The organism is Ensifer sp. 22460 (genome assembly GCF_052044935.1).
Classification (GTDB): Bacteria; Pseudomonadota; Alphaproteobacteria; order Rhizobiales; family Rhizobiaceae; genus Ensifer.
Genome location: NZ_JBQENZ010000005.1, coordinates 180,117 through 196,780 on the forward strand (window position 1 = coordinate 180,117; position 16,664 = coordinate 196,780).

Here is a 16,664-nt window from a genome sequence, read left to right on the forward strand (position 1 = left end):
CGTCCTGTTGCAGCAATGTCCGGATCATTGACCCGCGCGGCCGATGACCTCCAGTTCACATACCGTTTCGAACGATTTTCGCAAATGCCTCGCTTCCGGTAAAATGCCAAGCCTGCGCCATGTGCGCGCGAAATAGGCGAGGATTGATCGGATGAACGAGACGACCGGAAATGCGCCCGACAGTTCCGGCGCGGTGGTGCACCCGCCGATCGCCTGGGTGCTGGCGGTGGGTGGCGGTCTCGTGCTCGACCGGCTTTACCCGTTGCCGTTCGTGCCGGAGATGGTGCCTGATGCTTTGGTTGGCGGCCTCGTGTTTCTGGCCGGTCTCGCGCTGCTCGTCTGGGCAGCGATGACCCTCGGCCGTGCAGGAACCGACATACCGGTCAACCGCCCGACGTCAACGATCGTCGAAGCGGGTCCCTACCGCTTCGCCCGCAATCCCATCTATACCGGCATGTTCCTCGGCCTGATCGGCTTTTCCATCGCCTTCGACAGCCTGTGGCTGCTGATCCTGCTGATCCCCTTCTACCTCGTCATCCGCTATGGCGTGGTGGCGCGCGAGGAGGCCTATCTCGAGCGCAAGTTCGGTGACGTCTATCGGGCCTACAAGACGCGCGTCAGGCGCTGGCTTTAGCGGCGCGGACGAAGGACGGAGAGCTTGAAACCGCCCGGAGCGCATCGGCCAGCCGCTCGACGTCGCGCGGCAGTAGACCGGCGATGTTGATGCGTCCGTTCGCCGTTCCGTAGACGCCAAAGTCCTCGCGCAGCCGGTTCATCTGGCGCTGGTCGAGTGGCAACAGCGAGAACATGCCTTTCTGGCGCCGCAGCGCCTGAAATTTATCCGGAGCGCCGCATCCGGCGAGCGCATCGGCGAGGGTGCAGCGGATTTCAGCGACGCGGCGGCGGCTCGCCTCCAGTTCGGCAAGCCACATCCCGGGGTTTTCGAAGAGGTGCGCGGCAATCGCGGCGCCGTGCTCCGGCGGCATGGAGTAGTTGGCTCGCGTGATCCGCTCCAGTGTCGCGCGAATGTTGGCGAGCGGGTCCCGGTCAGGCGCGATCACCATCGCCGCGCCGGTACGTTCGCAATAGAGACCCATGTTCTTGGAGCAGCTTGCCGCGACGAGCACCGTATCGAATTTTTGAGCGAAATGCCGCAGGCCCGCGGCGTCCTCTCCGATCCCGTCGCCGAAGCCCTGATAGGCCATGTCGATCAACGGTATCAGCCCCTTGTCTTTGCAGAGTTTGGCAAGGAGCCGCCACTGCTCCGGCGTCGGATCGATGCCGCTAGGATTGTGGCAGCAGCCGTGCAGGAGAACGACGTCTCCCTGGCGGGCCTCCCCAAGATCCGCGACGACGGCGTCGAGATCGAGGCCGGCCTCGTTCTCCTGCCAGCGGAACGCCCGCACGGCGAGGCCCGCGGCCGTCATGATCGGACGGTGGTTCACATAGCCGGGATTCGTGTTCCAGACCGTCGCGTGCGGCGAGACGAGTGCGATGAAATCCGCGAGGATCCGGAGCGCGCCAGTGCCGCCAACCGTCTGGATCGTACACTGGCGGTTGAGCGCCTCGGCGCCTTCACCGAGAAGGAGCCTGGACATCCCGTCGTTGAATACCGGGTTCCCGGACAGTGCCCTGTAGGACTTGGACGCGGCGGCGGCGGCGAGACTCGCTTCCGCATCCTGCACGGCCTGCATCACCGGTGTTTGGCCCGAAGCATCGCGATAGACGCCGACGACGAGGTCGATCTTGTCGGTGCGACGATCCTGCCGGAACGAGCTGATGAGTGCCCACAACGGATCGGGTTCGGCGATTGGCAGAGCGGCGAGCATACTGGGTTCCCTATCGTTCTTGAAACTAGTGGCGGTTTGCCAGGATCACGCCCGTGGTGATGACGAGGATGCCGATGGCGGTCGCGAAGGCGAGCGCCTCGCCAAGGATCGGAATGGCCATCAGGCTTGCGAGCGCCGGCGCGAGCGAGCCGATCGTCGCGCTCCTAGCAGCGCCGAGCCGCGAGATCGCGAAGGCGTAGCCGACGGTCGAGACGAGGCCGACACCGAGCCCCTGCACCAGAATGAAGGGCAACGCCTGGTGCCAGGAAAATTGCCCGATATGCGTGGTGACGGCGCCGGTCAGGAGCAGGGGGAGGAGGATGACGAGCGAGCCGATGGAGAGCAGCAGTCCATTACTGATCGCATCCACTCCGGTGCGGCGCAGGCCGATCGTATAGGCGCCCCAGATGAGGCTCGCCACAAGCAGCAGGCCGACGCCGCGGAGGGTTTCGGTGGTCACCGCATGCTGCTGCCCGGCGACAATGCCGATGACGCCGGCAAGGATCAGCGCGAGCGGCAGCCAGCGCTTCCTCGGCACGCCCTTTCGCTCAAGCAGAAGGACGAGCAAGGCAACGGATAGCGGCGTCGTTCCGGCAACGAGTGCGCCAACATAGGCCGCGGAGGTTGCTTTGGCACCTTCCGAGACGATGAAGAAGAACGGCACGCCGCCGAGCAAGACGAGGGCCGCATCCATTGGCCTGACCTTGCGAAGTGCGGAAAGGCGCTGGGGGATGGCCGGCAGTAAGGCGAGGATCGGGATCGCGAAACGAATGAGGGCGACGTCGGCGGTGGCAAGCGGCGAGGCCCCGATCGCCCGCATGGTCAGCGCGAAGCCCGCCCAGACCAGCACGACGATGGACAGCACGATGTAGCCGACTGTCGCCGGTGTCAGCCATCCGCTTCTCGATTGCTGAAAATCTGACGTCACGTCGGTCATGCGGGGCCTCATCGCTAGGATGGCTCACATGATATGCTTCTCGCGCAGTCGATATCTTGCTATTTCACTCGCCGTTTGCATAGAGTTTGGCAGAATCTGCCATCGGGGAGGGGCGAATGGACGAAAAGGACATGCAGATCATCTGGGCGCTGCAGAAGGACGGCCGCCTTTCCAATCAGGATCTCTCCGAGAAGGTCGCGCTGTCTCCGTCTCCGTGCCTCAGACGGCTGCGCCTGCTTGAGGAGGCGAAGATCATCAAGGGCTATACGGCGATCGTCGACGAGGAAGCCTATGGTCTGCCGATCACGGCTTTCGTCCGCATCCGGCTTGAGCGTCATTCCGAGGCTTCCGTCGCTGCCTTCGAGCGCAAGGTGAGAACGATCGACAACATCCAGGATTGTTACGTCATGACCGGCGAAGCCGACTACCTGCTGCGGGTCCTGGTGACGAGCCTCAAGGACTACGAGCAGTTCGTCCGCACGCAACTGCACAATATCGAGGGCATTGCTGCGATCGATACCAGCTTTGCCTATGGCACGGTCAAGCGCGCGACCGTCTTTCCGCGCCTGTGAGCGGCCAGCGAATGCCGCGCCTCGTCACTCCGCCCAACGTCGGAAGACAACGCTGGCATTGACGCCACCGAACCCGAAGCCGTTGGAGATGGCATAGTCGAGCGACAGCTTTCGTGCTGCGCCTGAGACAAAGTCGATACCGTCCGCAGCCGGATCCGGCGTTTCGAGATTGAGCGTCGGCGGCGCGATCTGGTCGCGCAGGGCGAGCACGGTAAAGATCGCCTCCAGACCGCCCGCTGCACCCAGCAAATGCCCGGTTGCGGATTTCGTCGCGCTGACGGCGATTTCGCCGTTGCGGCCAAAGACCGACTTGATCGCCTCGATTTCGCCCTTGTCGCCGACCGGCGTTGAGGTCGCATGAGCATTGAGATGGCGAATATCGCTTGGCCGAATGTCGGCCTGGGCGATGGCGATTTCCATCGCCCGCCGGGCGCCTGCACCATCCTCCGGGCCTGAGGTGATGTGGTGGGCATCGGCCGTGGTGCCATATCCGACGAGTTCGGCGATCGGTGTGGCGCCGCGCGCCAATGCATGCTCGAGCGCCTCGATCACGACGATGCCTGCGCCCTCCCCCATGACGAAGCCGTCACGATCGACATCGAAGGGCCGTGAAGCGCGATCGGGCGTCTCGTTGAAACCCGTCGACAGGGAACGGGCAGCGGCAAAACCGCCGAGGCTGATGGTGTTGATGCAGGCTTCCGCCCCGCCGCAGATCGCGATATCCGCCTCTTGCGCGCGGATCAGCCGGGCCGCGTCGCCGATCGCCTGGACGCCTGCGGCGCAAGCGGTCACCGGCGCGCCGATCGGCCCCTTGAAACCGTGACGGATCGAAACCTGGCCGGCGGCGAGGTTCACGAGAAACGATGGCACCGTGAAGGGCGAGAGCCGCCGTACGCCGCGCTGATCGACGGTGCGGACCGCCTCCGAGATTGCCGGGAAGCCGCCAATGCCGGACGCGATCACCGTGGCCGTGCGCTGCTGTTCGATCGCGGTCGCGGGCTTCCAACCCGCTTGCTCAATTGCCTCTTCCGCCGCGGCCAACGCCAACAGGATGAAGCGATCCATCTTGCGCTGGTCCTTCGGCGGGATGATCCGATCGGGATCGAAGCCAGCCGTTGCGTCGTCCGCAGGGGTAGGCACCGTCCCGCCGATCTTGCTGCCGAGTTCGGCGACGACCTCTTCCGGCAGACGACGAAGCCCCGAGTTTCCGGCAAGAAGCCGCGACCAGCTTGCCTCTACGCCCGCTGCCAAAGGGCTGATCGCCCCCATTCCCGTTACGACGATGCGACGCATCGGTTCTCCTGACCTGGGTTACGCAATCCGAACGGAAAGCCGCTCGTGTTGTTCCTGCCATTGCTCGCGGATCCGAGCCGCAAGGCGCGAACGGCCGCAGCACGGATGACCTCTCTCCTGTGCATGGTCCTCAGCGAGGACGCTCGATGGCGATCGCGGTCGCTTCGCCGCCGCCGATGCACAGGGCGGCGACGCCGCGCGAAAGACCCCGCCGCGCCAAGGCGTGAAGCAGGGTCACGATCAGCCGCGCGCCGGTGGCACCGATCGGATGGCCGAGCGCGCAGGCGCCACCGTTGACGTTCAGCCGGTCGCGGGCGATGCCAAGATCCTTGGCGGCGGCCATAGCCACCACGGCGAAGGCTTCGTTGATTTCGAAGAGATCAACGTCATCGACACTCCAGCCGGTCTTTTCCAGCAGCTTGCGGATCGCAGGAATAGGTGCTGTCGTGTACCAGGCGGGTTCCTGACTGTGCGTCGCATGCGCCTTGATTTCGGCGAGGATCGGCATGCCTTCGCGCTCGGCAATCGAGCGGCGGGTCAGGACGAGCGCCGCCGCACCATCCGCATTGGCCGACGCGCTAGCGGCCGTGATCGTGCCATTGGCGCGAAAGGCGGGCTTCAGGTTCGGGATCTTTTCGGGCGACACCTTCCGCGGGTGCTCGTCGGTATCGATGACCGTGTCTCCGCCCTTGGCCGCGACGGTGATCGGCGCGATCTCGTCGGCAAAGGCCCCAGTTTCGATCGCGGTGCGGGCGCGTGTCAGCGTTTCGACCGCATAGGAGTCCTGATCGGCACGGGTAAACCCATAGGCTTCGGCCGCTGCCTCGCCGAAATCGCCCATCGGTCGGCCGGGCTCATAGGCATCTTCCAACCCGTCGAGCATCATGTGGTCGAAGATCCGGTCATGCCCGGCGCGATAGCCGGCTCGTGCCTTGGGGAGCAGATAGGGCGCGTTCGACATCGACTCCATGCCGCCGGCGACCACGACATCGGTCGATCCGGCAAGAATGAGATCATGCGCCAGCATGGTCGCCTTCATGCCGGAACCGCAGACCTTGTTGATCGTGGTGGCGCCGACGGCATCGGGCAGACCCGCGCCGCGGGCTGCCTGCCGGGCCGGGGCCTGTCCCTGGCCAGCGGGAAGCACGCAGCCCATCAGCACCTCGTCCGGGCGATCGGGTGAGAGGTGTGCCCGTTCAAGTGCGGCACGGATGACGTGGGCGCCGAGCGCGCTCGCCTGGGCCGGCGCAAGATCGCCGAGGAAGCGGCCAAGCGGCGTGCGCACCGCCGATACGATGACGATGGGGTCGGATGTGCTGGACATGGTCCGGTCCTTTCCGGCTGGAGGGAAACCCTGAACGTTTCGTGGGGGATCTTTGCCTGCTACTGCAGTGGCGACGCCTGCGACGCCCCTTCGTCGGCAAGCAAGCTCTCGGCCGCCGCCTTCAGGAACCGGTTCGAGAGTTGCTCGTCATCGACTGCGCGCGAAAGCACCAGCGCACCGACCATGGTCGAGAGCGCGACGATCGATTGGTCACGCACTTCCTTGCCTGGTTCGGGTGGAACCACCCCATCGAGAATGTCGAGATGACTGTTGATGCCGGCCTCGAAAGCCTGGCGCAAAGCTGGGCTGCGGCGGGCGGCTTCCGGTGCGAGCGCGGCCAGCGCGCATCCGTCGGCCTTTTCGTGGCGATGCGCATCCGACAGGTAAAAGCGGAGCAGGGCGCGAAGCGGCTTACCGGCCGCCTTAGAGACCACCCTAGCCCAGTTCGCCACGCCGCTCTCCAGCGCCTTGGAAGAAGCCTGAGCGATGAGGTCGTCCTTGGATTCGAATTGCTTGTAGAAACCGCCTTGGGTCAGGCCGGCGCCCTTCATCAGGTCGTTCAGACCGATGCCGTCGAAGCCTCTCTCCCGAAAGAGGCGACTTGCGACGTCGATGACCGTTCGACGGTTTTCCTCCGCCTGTGCGCGGCTTACTCTCATTGTCTGCTCCCATCAGGCACATGCGACAAGGAGAATATATGTCGATCACCATCTATCCGTCAAGTATAGATGGTGATCGAAATCTTAATGGCGGGTTGAGCGGTTGCGACGAAGAGGCTCAGGCGCCCAGAGCATCCTGCTCTCAAGTGGAATCACTTGAGGCGGAAAGATGCTCTAGAATCAGAGTGCTAGAGCGTCCTTTGTGCGTTCAATTGAATGCACGGCGCTCTAGCCGAACGCCCGTCATCGCCTCGCTGATGGCCCAGAGCCGCTCGGCTGCCTCCTGATCGACGGCATAGGCCTCGACGCCAGAGACGCGCGCGGATGTCGTATGGCGCGCGATCGACCAGGGCGTGTCCGGGGGAAGCAGCGGCGCGATATCGGAGTCCAGGCAGAAGACCCCGCCCTTGCCGTCAAGCTGCGGACTGGTCGCGCACCAGACCTGAGTGGCCGCCCCTTGCTCGGGGGTTTTCAGGTCACGCGACGGGTCGAGGATCGGTTCGCCCTTATCGTCCAGCACGCCATGCGCCTCAAGGGCGCCGGCGGGGAGGTGTCGAGCGAGCCCGGTTGCGACGATGCCGCCCGGATGCAGCGAAAAGGCGCGGATGCCATCCTCCTTGCCGCGCGCGTCGAGCGCGGTGGCAAAGAGCACGTTCGCCGTCTTCGACTGGCCATAGGCCAGCCATGGATCGTAGGCGCGGCGCTCGAAATTGATGTCGTCGAACATCACCGGCGAAAATCGGTGGCCGGCCGAAGACACGGAAACGACGCGAGCGCCCCTCGCGCGCTTCAGCGCCGGCCAGAGCCGCGCGACCAGCCGGAAATGGCCGAGGTGGTTGGTGGAGAACTGCAGTTCGTTGCCGCGCGCGTCGCGTTTCAATTCTTCGACGGCCATGATGCCGGCGCTGTTGACGAGGATATGGAGTGGAAGTCCGGAGGCTAGGAAATCATCGGCGAAGGCGTCGATCGAAGCGGGATCGACAAGGTCCATTTTCCGGACTTCGATGCCTGCGGCCACCGCGTCGATGGTCTGGCGCGCGCGGTCGACATCGCGGGCCGGCACGATCACCTTGGCGCCGGCCTGCGCAAAGCTTCGTACGGTCTCGAGGCCGAGGCCGGAATAGCCGCCGGTGACGATGGCGATCTTGTCCTTGAGGTCGATGCCGCGGATAACATCTGCTGTGGTCGAGGCAGCGGTGAAGCCGGAGTTGATGGGCTGTTGCAAAGTGGACATGGTGGGGTCTCCAGTTGATGCCCCCTGGAGATATCCATCATCAACTGAATTATGAATGCTTGATAATCCGTAGTTCTTTCGTCATAGTTCAGAAATGGACCAAGATCCGCTTTCCTCCATCCTGTCGCTGATCGAAGCCCGCGCGGTTTATGCCGGCGGCTTCAGTGCCGGCGGCAATTGGGCAATCCGCTTTCCGCCGCCGGATAAGATCAAGTTCTTCGCCATTGCCCGAGGCGCCTGCCTGCTGGCTGTCGATGGCCTCGGCGATCCGTTGCAGCTTGATTGTGGCGATGTCGTGCTGCTGTCGGCGCCGGCTCCGTTCACGATCGCCAGCGCAGATGGAATTTCTCCCGTTGATGCCTATGAGCTCTATACCGAAGGCAAGCGCATGGCGTCCCTCGGGCAGGGGGACGACTTCCTGTCTATGGGTGGTCATATCGACCTCGGCACCGCAAGCAGCCGCCTGCTCATCGACAATCTGCCACCGGTCATTCACCTGCGCCGCGATGATGCTGGGGTGGACCAGTTGCAATGGCTCATCCGCGAGTTGGTGCAGGAAACCATGGCCGCAGCGCCCGGTGCAGATGCCGCGTGCTCGGGCCTTGCCCATCTGATGTTCCTGCAGATCCTCAGGGGCTATCTGTCACGGGAGCGTGGCGTCGATGTCGGCTGGCTGCGCGCCGCATGCGATCCGAAGCTGGCGCCGGCGCTCTCACTGATGCATGGCGACCCGACACGCAACTGGCATCTGCCGGAACTGGCCCGCGCCGCGGCCATGTCGCGCACTGCCTTTGCCACCTATTTCAAGGCCGTCGCCGGCATTGCTCCGCTCAGCTATCTCGCCGAATGGCGCATGCGGCTGGCGGAGCGAAAGCTGCAGGATGGTGGTCAGTCGGTGGCGATGGTCGCGCAATCCGTCGGCTACGCCTCCGAAGCCGCCTTCAGCACCGCGTTCAAGCGCATCATGGGCCGCTCGCCACGGCAGCGCGCGAACACTGGACGTCAGGTCTCGCCGGATCAGCTGTTGTCGGTCACGCTCTGACCCTTGGCCGGAGTGCCGTCAGGCATCCGGCAGGGTGAAGACGGTGCAGGGCGCTGCGATCCCGCGCAGCGTATGGTCGCCGAGCGGTAGGAGCAGCGTGGACGTCACGCTGGCGACGGCGCCTGAGATCAATACGGACCGGCCAAGCGGCCGACACAGGCCCTCCAAGCGGCTGACGAGGTTCACCGCCGCGCCGATGGCGGTAAAATCGAGCCGGTCGGCTGCGCCGATATTGCCCCAGAGAATGTCGCCGAGATGCAGCGCCACGCCGAAGGAGAGCGGCGGCAGACCCTCGGCCTGCCGTGCCGCATCGAGATGCGCCATGCCGGCGCGGGCGGCGGTCACCGCGCGCAAGGCCGCGTCGCAGGCCTCGGTCGGCGAACCGCTGACCGGAAAAATTGCCAGGACGCCGTCGCCGATGAATTTCAGCACCTCGCCGCCGAAGGCGTGGATCGCGCCGGCCACCCGATCGAACCAGGCGTCGAGGGCCGCAATCACCAAAGCGGGCTCCGTTGTTTCGGACAAACCCGTGAAATTGCGAAGATCGGCGTAGAACAATGCGGCGCGAATGGTCTCGCCGGTGCCGCGGGTCAGCTCCCCGGCTCGGACGCGGGCGGCACTGCGACGGCCGAGATAGGCTTCGAGCAGGGCAGCGAGCGCCGCCCGCTCGGCAAGCGCTGCCAAGGGCGCAGCCGCAAAGCGCGTGACCTGACGAAGCTTTGCGGTCTCGTCCAGGTCGAAAGGGCGGGTTCCAGCCCAGCCGAGCGTCGCTCGGTCCGTTCCCGAACCGGTTGATTGTTCCAACACCGGTCCAAGACCGGTCAGCCAGTCATGTCCTGCACGGCCGGAGGCCGCGCCCGCAAAGCCAAGGCTCTCGATCACGACGCCGGTCTCGGCCCGCCACAACCAGGTGCGGTGGGCGATGATCGGATGCGGCACGGCCAGAGTGAGCGCACCGCCGGCAAGCGGCAGGTCGTCGGCGACAAGCAGGCGCCCAAGCCCGGACAAGAACCGGTCCGGCTCGGGCGAGGCGCTCGCTTCATCCACGAGCCAGGCGAGGGGCGCAGACAAATCCATGGCGAAGAGGATAGCGCCGGGGCCCATTCCGGCAAGGGGCTGGCCTGCAAGGTGGCGCCAAAAGGCGCGCGGAGCTATGATCGCGGCAGCCCGGGTTCCGTGCTTCACCTCTCCTGAACCGGCGGGCAGGCCCAACAGCAAAGGGAAGACCGATGCAAGAAGCCCTCGTCGTCCGCCGCGAAACGCGTATCCAGGCGCCGCCCGCCGCGGTGTTCGCTCTCCTGACCGATCCGGAAAAGATCCTCCGCTGGATGGGAACGGAGGCCGACACCAAGGCGGAGCCCGGCGGTCTCTATCTCGTCAACGTAACCGGAGCGCGTTTCGCCCGTGGGTCTTTTCGTGAGGTGGTGCCGGTGCATCGGCTCGCCTACAGCTTCGGCTGGGAGGGCAGTGACATCGTCCCGCCCGGCTCCAGCCTGATCGAGATCGACCTGATCGAACAGCCGGATGGAACCTTGCTGCGTCTCACCCACACGGGATTGCCCAATTCCGAGCAATGCGCCGGCCATGCGGAAGGCTGGGCGCATTATCTGGAACGGTTGGGGCAAGTCGCGTCCGGGCGCGATCCCGGGCCCGATCCCTGGCTCGGCCGTGACGGCAGCAGCAGCTGACGACCTGTCCTGATTGCTTAGATCGGCAGGAGCGCATCCGGCTTCACGTCCCCGACCGACGCGTAGGTGTGCGTCTCTCTGACGCCGGGAAGCGGCAATATCACCCGTTCGAGAAAGTCCTGGAATAGCGACATTTCGCCAATCCGCGCCTTTACGAGGTAGTCGAAGCCGCCGATCACCATGTGGCATTCGAGAACCTCCGGTGCCTTTGCGATCGCCTCGGAGAACCGCTCGAAGATATGCGGCGCCGTGTGGTCGAGGCGCACCTGAATGAAGACGACGGTGCCCCGGCCGATCTTCTTCGGATCGAGGATTGCTCGCACCGCTTTCACATAACCCTCGCGGAAGAGGCGCTTGACGCGCTGGCTGGTGCCGGTCGGCGAGAGCCCCACCCGGTTCGCCAGTTCAAGCGTCGTGCGCCGGCCGTCTTCCTGCAGCAGCCTCAGCAGGTTGCAATCGATGGTGTCGAGACCTGCGATTTCCTGATTCACGCAAATTGATCCTCGATAGAGTGCATTTCGCTCAGATTTGGCGAAATCAGCATATTTAGCCACGTTCATTCGAGCAATAGCATGCGGCTTCCGCAGTCCGATAACCGTTTCTGGCCGGACCGATCTCGTCGTCATGGAGGCAAACGTGCGTGTTCTGTTGGTCGGGGAAGAGGCCGGAAGCAAGAGGTTAGCGATCCTGGCGGGCGTGGTCTTCGTTGCGATCACCACCATCCAGTTCGTCGCCGCTCGATTCAGCCTGCGCGAACATCTGACCGCCGCCGACATCGTCAGTTTGCGGTTTGCCGGCGCTGCTTTCGCCTTCCTGCCGGTGGTTTGGAAGACCGGGGCTGCAAGGTTGAAGGAGCTCGGCTGGCGGAAGGCTGGTTTGCTGGCCCTGCTGACGGGGCTACCCTATCCGCTGATCATCAATCAGGGGCTCACCCAGGCGCCGGCCGCCCATGCCGCGGCCCTCTCTCCCGCCTTTATCGTCTTCTTTTCGTTCCTGTTCTCGCGCATCGCGTTCAAGGACAGGGTTTCCGGCCAACGGGTGATCGGCATTGCCGTCATCATGGCGGGGCTCGCGCTGTTCGTCTTTCACGCAGGCATCGGTTCCGGCGACATCTTGCGCGGCGATCTTCTTTTTGCAGGTTCGGGCATCATGTTCGCGGTTTATGCGGTGCTGGTGAGGCTCTGGTCGGTCGACGCGGTCACGGCGACCATCGCCGTGGTCTTCTTTTCCTGTCTGCCGCTGCCGCTGCTGCACATCCTGGCGCCGAGCGGGCTCGGGGCCGCGTCGCTGGCAGAAATCGCAACGCAGCTGGTGATCCAGGGGTTCCTCGCCGGTGCCGCTGCCGTCGTCCTCTACACCTTCGTGGTGCGCCAGCTTGGGCCGCAGCCGGCTTCGCTGTTCATGCCGTTCATTCCGGTGACCACCGCCTTGGTCGGCATGGTGGCGCTCGGCGAAATACCGGCGCCTCTGCAATTTGCGGCAATCGCGGTCATCACGTTTGGAATGATCTTCCCGATCCTGATGCGAGCGTAGCGATCTTTTGGAAAGGATGCTCCGGGGTTGCCAGAGAACACCTACTTCTGTGCCTGCTCGGCGGGCATCGGCTTGACCGGCGCGCCGGGGAAAATCTTCTGCAGGTTTCCCGCGATCACCTGATCGCCCTCCGAAACGCCTGACGTCAGGCCGATGAGGTCGCCGCTTGTCGGGCCGAGGGTGACGAGCCGCTGCTCGACCGTGTCGCCCTTGCCGACGACATAGATGTATTTGCCGAGCTGGCTCGAGCCGAGCGCCGTTTCCGGCACCATCAGCACATTTGGTTCGTCGCGGACTTTCAGCCGCACGCGGACATATTGGCCGGGTAGCAGGGTCAGATCGGTATTGTCGATCGTCACGCGCGCGATGACCGTTCCGGTATTGCCCTCGACCGTATTGTTGATGAAGCTGAGGTCGCCGCGATAGCGCGGCTCCTCGTCGCCGGGAAGAAGCACTTCGGCCTCCACCTTGCCCTTTGCCCGAGCCTTCTGGATGTCTGCGAGTTCCGTTTCGCTCGGGTTGAACGAGACATAGATCGGCGAAAGCTGTACGAGGTTGTTGAGGGGCGTTCCGGTGGTATTGCTGACGAGCGTTCCCTCAGAAGCCTGGTTGCGGCCAAGCCGGCCGGCGAAGGGCGCTCGAATTTCGGTGTAGTCGAAGTTGATCTCGGCCGTGCGCACCGCTGCTCGCGACATCGCCAGCGCCGCCTCCGCCTGATGCACGGCGCTCTGGCGCTGGTCGAAACTGTCCTTGTCCAGATAGCCCGTGGTCGCGAGTTCGTTGCCGCGCGTGAGGTTGGACCGAAGATAGTCAAGCGATGCCTGGTCGCGCTCGACCTGGGCCTTCGCCTGATCGAGTTCTGCACGATAGTCGCGGGCGTCGATCCGGTAGAGAAGGTCGCCTTCCTTCACATCCGAACCGTCGGGAGCTGCCTGCGATTCGATGTAGCCGGTGACCTTGGCGCGAAGCGTGACGTTGCGGATCGCCTCGGTGCGCGCCGAATAGTCGAGATAGATCGGGATCGTCTTCTTGACCACCGCTGCGACCGGAACGGGCATCGCCTGCTGCGGCGGACCCACCGCCGCGCCGGCGTCGCCGCCTTTCAGCTCAAAGCCGCCGTTCTTGTAGTGATAGGCGGCAGCGAGGGCGGCGATCGCGACCGCTGCGGCAAGGACCAGTCTCGAACCACGCATGTCAGGCTCCAATTCCTATTCCGCCGCCTCCGGCTCGCGGCTCTGGCCGAACGGCTTCGAGGACGTACGCTCGCGCCATTGCTCGATGACCGCGTAGAACACCGGGACGAAGATGAGTGTGAGAATGGTTGCCGCCAACATGCCGCCGAAGACGGTGGTGCCGATCGACTGGCGGCTCGCCGCACCCGCGCCTCTGGCATACATCAGCGGCAGCACACCGAGGATGAAGGCAAAGGCCGTCATCAGGATCGGCCGCAGGCGCAGGCGCGCCGCTTCCGCTGCGGCCGCGACCACGTCGAGACCCTCCTCGCGTCGTCGTCTTGCGAACTCGACGATCAGGATGGCGTTCTTGGCGGCAAGTCCGACCAGCATCACGAAACCGATCTGCGAATAGACGTCGATCTGCAGTCCGCGCAGCCATAGCGCCGAAAGCGCCCCCAAAAGCGCGAGCGGCACCGAAAGCAGCACCATAAACGGCATCGACCAGCTTTCGTACTGGGCGGCCAGGATCAGGAAGCAGAAAACGAGCGCGAGCGCAAAGACGAGCGCGGCGATCGAGCCTGCGCGGATCTCCTGATAGGTGATGCCGGTCCACTCGAATGTGTAGTCCCGCGGCAGCGTCGTGCGGGCGACGCGCTCCATCGCCGCCACCGCCTGGCTCGAGCTGAAGCCGGGCGCTGCCGCGCCGTTGATCAGCGCCGACGGGTAATTGTTGTAGTGGGTGATGGTCTCGGGGCCGACCGTCGGCTTGAAGGTTCCGAGCGTGTTGAGCGGAACCATCTCGCCTTCGGTGTTGCGCACGTAGAGGCGGGAAAGATCCGTCGCCGACGCCCGCGCACCTTGGTCGGCCTGCAGCGTCACGCGGAAGGTGCGGCCGAAGATGTTGAAGTCGTTGACGTAGAGCGAGCCGAAATAGATCTGCAGCGTGCTGAAGATATCCGGCAGGCTCAAGCCCAGCAACTTCGCCTTGTCGCGGTCGAGGTCATAGTCGAATTGCGGGCTCGAGGTGCTGAAGGTGGTGAAGAGCTGGTAGGGATTGATCTCCGGCTGCTTGCGCGCTTCAGCGATCAGCGCCTGGGTCGCGTCGTTCAGTGCCTGGGCGCTGCGCCCGCCGAGATCCTCGACCTGGAATTCGAAGCCGCCGGTCGCGCCAAGCCCCTGGATCGACGGCGGATCGAAGGCAAGCACCAGCGCATCCGGGATCTGCAGCAGTTGCGGCATTACGGCCTCGCGCAGCGCCGACGCGCCCTGTTCGGGGGGACGTTCGTCCCATGGCTTCAAGACGGCGAACTGCACCGCGGAATTCGACTGGGCGGCGAAGGACAGGAAATTGAAGCCGACGACGGAGCCGACGAAATCGACGCCGGCGGTGCCGCGCAGGATCTCCTCCGATCGCCGCGCAACGGCCTCGGTTCTTTCAAGCGAGGCGCCGTCCGGCAGCTGGATGACGACGAAGAAATAGCCCTGGTCCTCGACCGGCAGGAAGGTCGACGGAATGCGCTGCCACAAGGCATAGGTGGACCCGATCGCGACGAGGAAAAGGGCAAACAGCGCCCAGCGCCAGCGCACGAGCCCCGCGACGCTGCGCGCATAACCGTGCGACAACGCATGGAAGCCCGAATTGAACCAGCGGAAGAGGGCGAAGCGCGGCTCGCCGCGATAGCGAAGGAACGCGGCGCTCAAGGCCGGGCTGAGCGTCAGCGAATTGAAGGCGGAAAAGGCGACGGAGATCGCAACCGTCAGGGCGAACTGGTTATAGAGGCTGCCGGCGACGCCCGGAATGAAGGCGACCGGGATGAACACGGCGAGCAGCACGGCTGTCGTGGCAATGATCGGGCCGGTCACCTCCTGCATGGCCTTTTTGGTGGCGGCAAGCGGCGGCAAGCCGGCCTCCAGCTGGCGTTCGACGTTCTCGACGACAACGATCGCGTCGTCGACCACCAGCCCGATGGCAAGCACCATGCCAAGCAGGCTCAGCATGTTGAGCGAGAAGCCGAAGAGATACATGACGACGAGCGTCGCGATCAGCGAGACCGGAATGGCGATCGTCGGAATAATGGTCGTACGCAGGTTCTGCAGGAAGATGAAGACGACGAAAACGACGAGGGCAAGCGCCTCGAGCAGGGTGAAGACCACATCCTTCATCGCCGCCGAGACGAAGCGCGTGGTGTCGTAGAACATGTGGTAGGCGATGCCGGCGGGGAAGCGCTGCGACAGCTCGTCCATTTTCGCCTGCACGCGGCTCTGCAGGTCGAGCGCGTTGGAGCCCGGCGCCTGGAAGACGGCAAGCACGACGCTCTCCTTGCCGTTGAAGGTGACCGATGACGAGTAGAGAAGGGCGCCGAGCTCGATGCGTGCGATGTCGCGCAATCTGGTTGTCGCGCCGGTCGTCTGGTCGGCCCGAAGCACGATGTCACCGAACTGCGAGGGATCGCTCAATCGCCCGAGTGCGTTGATCTGCATCTCGAAGGGCGTGCCTGCTGGCGCCGGCGACTGCCCGATCTTGCCGCCTGCGACCTGGATATTCTGCTCGGCGATGACGTTCTGGACGTCGACGGCGGTGATGCCGAGATTGGCCATGCGATCCGGATCGAGCCAGACGCGCATCGAATAGCGGCGCTCACCGAAAAGCTGCACGTCCCCGACGCCCGGCAGGCGCTTCAGCGGATCAAGGATCTGCAGGTAGGCGTAATTGCTGACCGAGGCGAAATCGACCGAATTGTCCGGCGAATCCAGGCTGACGAGCACGGTGAAATTGGGGATCTGCTTGGCGATGGTGACGCCGGTCTGGTTGACGAGCGCGGGCAGCGAGGAGGCCGCCTGCGACACGCGGTTCTGCACGTCGAGCGCCGCGACGTCGATCGGATAACCCACTTCGAAGGAAATGATGATGCGCGACGAGCCGTCGTTCGAACTCGTCGAGGTCATGTAGAGCATGCCCGGCACGCCGTTGATCTGCTGTTCGAGCGGCGTCGTCACCGTGTCGGCGACCACCTGAGCGCTGGCGCCCGGATAATTGGCGGCAACCACGATCTGCGGCGGCGTCACGTCGGGAAATTGCGAGATCGGCAGCAGGAAATAGCAGATGCCGCCGGCAAGCGTCATAATGATCGCGATGGCCGATGCGAAGATCGGCCGGTGGATGAAGAAGTCGATCATGGCAGGATCGATCCCTTGCGGGCGCCGCTTTCGGGGCGGGCGGCATAGCGGAGCATTTCGAAACCGGGCATGCGCACACTCGCCGCGCGGACCTTCCGGTCAGCGACGTTCTCCTCAGCTTTCGGCCCATCCAGCATGCGCATCGTAAGGCTCCAGCACGAGATCATGATGGGTCGGATCGACCCAAATCACGAGCGTTAT

The 16,664-nt window shown here is 64.3% G+C and carries 16 protein-coding genes; 5 read left to right on the top strand and 11 right to left on the bottom strand.

What is annotated here, in order from left to right; genetic code table 11:
• Nucleotides 1-151: 151 nt before the first annotated feature.
• Complete coding sequence (locus tag ACTJKM_RS08320) at nucleotides 152-634, top strand: methyltransferase family protein (RefSeq protein WP_058330003.1); 483 nt, start codon at nucleotides 152-154, stop codon at nucleotides 632-634.
• Here the strand turns inward: ACTJKM_RS08320 and ACTJKM_RS08325 are convergent.
• Both ACTJKM_RS08325 and ACTJKM_RS08330 read right to left on the bottom strand, forming a co-directional pair.
• Nucleotides 618-1,829, bottom strand: a complete 1,212-nt coding sequence (locus ACTJKM_RS08325; protein ID WP_113512091.1) for an amino acid aminotransferase — start codon at nucleotides 1,827-1,829, stop codon at nucleotides 618-620. The genes ACTJKM_RS08320 and ACTJKM_RS08325 overlap by 17 nt on opposite strands.
• A 25-nt stretch (nucleotides 1,830-1,854) precedes the next feature.
• Nucleotides 1,855-2,766, bottom strand: coding sequence for a DMT family transporter (locus tag ACTJKM_RS08330; RefSeq protein ID WP_058330001.1), 912 nt, complete (start codon nucleotides 2,764-2,766; stop codon nucleotides 1,855-1,857).
• Between the two features lie 116 nt (nucleotides 2,767-2,882).
• Here ACTJKM_RS08330 and ACTJKM_RS08335 point away from each other — a divergent pair, with 116 nt between their 5' ends.
• Nucleotides 2,883-3,338, top strand: a complete 456-nt coding sequence (locus ACTJKM_RS08335; RefSeq protein ID WP_057255347.1) for an Lrp/AsnC family transcriptional regulator — start codon at nucleotides 2,883-2,885, stop codon at nucleotides 3,336-3,338.
• Nucleotides 3,339-3,362: 24 nt separating this feature from the next.
• On the opposite strand, the gene fabF is transcribed toward ACTJKM_RS08335, so the two are convergent.
• From fabF to ACTJKM_RS08355, 4 genes are all read right to left on the bottom strand, one after another.
• A complete protein-coding gene (fabF, locus tag ACTJKM_RS08340; protein WP_058330000.1) occupies nucleotides 3,363-4,631 on the bottom strand; it encodes a beta-ketoacyl-ACP synthase II in 1,269 nt (422 codons plus the stop codon).
• 130 nt (nucleotides 4,632-4,761) lie between these two features.
• Nucleotides 4,762-5,955: an acetyl-CoA C-acyltransferase gene (locus ACTJKM_RS08345; RefSeq protein ID WP_058329999.1), complete on the bottom strand. Its 1,194-nt coding sequence runs from the start codon at nucleotides 5,953-5,955 to the stop codon at nucleotides 4,762-4,764.
• Between the two features lie 59 nt (nucleotides 5,956-6,014).
• Nucleotides 6,015-6,614: a TetR/AcrR family transcriptional regulator gene (locus ACTJKM_RS08350; RefSeq protein ID WP_058329998.1), complete on the bottom strand. Its 600-nt coding sequence runs from the start codon at nucleotides 6,612-6,614 to the stop codon at nucleotides 6,015-6,017.
• A gap of 208 nt (nucleotides 6,615-6,822) precedes the next feature.
• A complete protein-coding gene (locus tag ACTJKM_RS08355) occupies nucleotides 6,823-7,848 on the bottom strand; it encodes an oxidoreductase (protein ID WP_058329997.1) in 1,026 nt (341 codons plus the stop codon).
• Between the two features lie 94 nt (nucleotides 7,849-7,942).
• Here ACTJKM_RS08355 and ACTJKM_RS08360 point away from each other — a divergent pair, with 94 nt between their 5' ends.
• Nucleotides 7,943-8,890 (top strand): AraC family transcriptional regulator, encoded by a 948-nt coding sequence (locus ACTJKM_RS08360; protein WP_058329996.1) that lies wholly within the window; start codon nucleotides 7,943-7,945, stop codon nucleotides 8,888-8,890.
• An 18-nt stretch (nucleotides 8,891-8,908) separates the two neighbouring features.
• On the opposite strand, the gene ACTJKM_RS08365 is transcribed toward ACTJKM_RS08360, so the two are convergent.
• Entirely contained in the window at nucleotides 8,909-9,967 is a 1,059-nt protein-coding gene (locus ACTJKM_RS08365; RefSeq protein ID WP_058330139.1) for an adenylate/guanylate cyclase domain-containing protein, read from the bottom strand.
• A 152-nt stretch (nucleotides 9,968-10,119) separates the two neighbouring features.
• On the opposite strand from ACTJKM_RS08365, the gene ACTJKM_RS08370 reads away from it, so the two are divergent.
• Nucleotides 10,120-10,578 (top strand): SRPBCC family protein, encoded by a 459-nt coding sequence (locus ACTJKM_RS08370; protein WP_057255354.1) that lies wholly within the window; start codon nucleotides 10,120-10,122, stop codon nucleotides 10,576-10,578.
• Nucleotides 10,579-10,595: 17 nt separating this feature from the next.
• Here the strand turns inward: ACTJKM_RS08370 and ACTJKM_RS08375 are convergent, their stop codons facing one another.
• Complete coding sequence (locus ACTJKM_RS08375) at nucleotides 10,596-11,057, bottom strand: Lrp/AsnC family transcriptional regulator (protein WP_245296312.1); 462 nt, start codon at nucleotides 11,055-11,057, stop codon at nucleotides 10,596-10,598.
• Between the two features lie 157 nt (nucleotides 11,058-11,214).
• Between ACTJKM_RS08375 and ACTJKM_RS08380 the strand changes: the two genes are divergently transcribed.
• A complete protein-coding gene (locus ACTJKM_RS08380) occupies nucleotides 11,215-12,111 on the top strand; it encodes a DMT family transporter (RefSeq protein WP_245296305.1) in 897 nt (298 codons plus the stop codon).
• A 41-nt stretch (nucleotides 12,112-12,152) separates the two neighbouring features.
• Here the strand turns inward: ACTJKM_RS08380 and ACTJKM_RS08385 are convergent, their stop codons facing one another.
• Genes ACTJKM_RS08385 through ACTJKM_RS08395 form a run of 3 tightly spaced genes read right to left on the bottom strand, consistent with a single transcriptional unit; the run spans nucleotide 12,153 to nucleotide 16,606 of the window.
• Nucleotides 12,153-13,304 carry an efflux RND transporter periplasmic adaptor subunit gene (locus ACTJKM_RS08385; RefSeq protein ID WP_058329993.1) on the bottom strand — a complete coding sequence of 384 codons (1,152 nt, stop codon included), beginning with the start codon at nucleotides 13,302-13,304 and terminating at the stop codon, nucleotides 12,153-12,155.
• Between the two features lie 15 nt (nucleotides 13,305-13,319).
• On the bottom strand, nucleotides 13,320-16,463 hold the full coding sequence (locus ACTJKM_RS08390; protein WP_058329992.1) for an efflux RND transporter permease subunit: 3,144 nt from the start codon (nucleotides 16,461-16,463) through the stop codon (nucleotides 13,320-13,322).
• Nucleotides 16,460-16,606 carry a hypothetical protein gene (locus ACTJKM_RS08395; protein WP_156437200.1) on the bottom strand — a complete coding sequence of 49 codons (147 nt, stop codon included), beginning with the start codon at nucleotides 16,604-16,606 and terminating at the stop codon, nucleotides 16,460-16,462. The genes ACTJKM_RS08390 and ACTJKM_RS08395 overlap by 4 nt, the downstream gene beginning before the upstream one ends.
• Nucleotides 16,607-16,664 lie beyond the last annotated feature (58 nt).

Excerpts from the sequence above, each read along its gene's own strand:
- fabF (WP_058330000.1), bottom strand. The coding sequence starts at position 4,631 with ATGCGTCGCATCGTCGTAACGGGAATGGGGGCGATCAGCCCTTTGGCA.
- ACTJKM_RS08350 (WP_058329998.1), bottom strand. The coding sequence starts at position 6,614 with ATGAGAGTAAGCCGCGCACAGGCGGAGGAAAACCGTCGAACGGTCATC.
- ACTJKM_RS08395 (WP_156437200.1), bottom strand. The coding sequence starts at position 16,606 with ATGCGCATGCTGGATGGGCCGAAAGCTGAGGAGAACGTCGCTGACCGG.
- ACTJKM_RS08365 (WP_058330139.1), bottom strand. The coding sequence starts at position 9,967 with ATGGATTTGTCTGCGCCCCTCGCCTGGCTCGTGGATGAAGCGAGCGCC.
- ACTJKM_RS08370 (WP_057255354.1), top strand. The coding sequence starts at position 10,120 with ATGCAAGAAGCCCTCGTCGTCCGCCGCGAAACGCGTATCCAGGCGCCG.
- ACTJKM_RS08385 (WP_058329993.1), bottom strand. The coding sequence starts at position 13,304 with ATGCGTGGTTCGAGACTGGTCCTTGCCGCAGCGGTCGCGATCGCCGCC.
- ACTJKM_RS08325 (WP_113512091.1), bottom strand. The coding sequence starts at position 1,829 with ATGCTCGCCGCTCTGCCAATCGCCGAACCCGATCCGTTGTGGGCACTC.
- ACTJKM_RS08335 (WP_057255347.1), top strand. The coding sequence starts at position 2,883 with ATGGACGAAAAGGACATGCAGATCATCTGGGCGCTGCAGAAGGACGGC.
- ACTJKM_RS08360 (WP_058329996.1), top strand. The coding sequence starts at position 7,943 with ATGGACCAAGATCCGCTTTCCTCCATCCTGTCGCTGATCGAAGCCCGC.
- ACTJKM_RS08355 (WP_058329997.1), bottom strand. The coding sequence starts at position 7,848 with ATGTCCACTTTGCAACAGCCCATCAACTCCGGCTTCACCGCTGCCTCG.
- ACTJKM_RS08330 (WP_058330001.1), bottom strand. The coding sequence starts at position 2,766 with ATGACCGACGTGACGTCAGATTTTCAGCAATCGAGAAGCGGATGGCTG.
- ACTJKM_RS08390 (WP_058329992.1), bottom strand. The coding sequence starts at position 16,463 with ATGATCGACTTCTTCATCCACCGGCCGATCTTCGCATCGGCCATCGCG.
- ACTJKM_RS08345 (WP_058329999.1), bottom strand. The coding sequence starts at position 5,955 with ATGTCCAGCACATCCGACCCCATCGTCATCGTATCGGCGGTGCGCACG.
- ACTJKM_RS08320 (WP_058330003.1), top strand. The coding sequence starts at position 152 with ATGAACGAGACGACCGGAAATGCGCCCGACAGTTCCGGCGCGGTGGTG.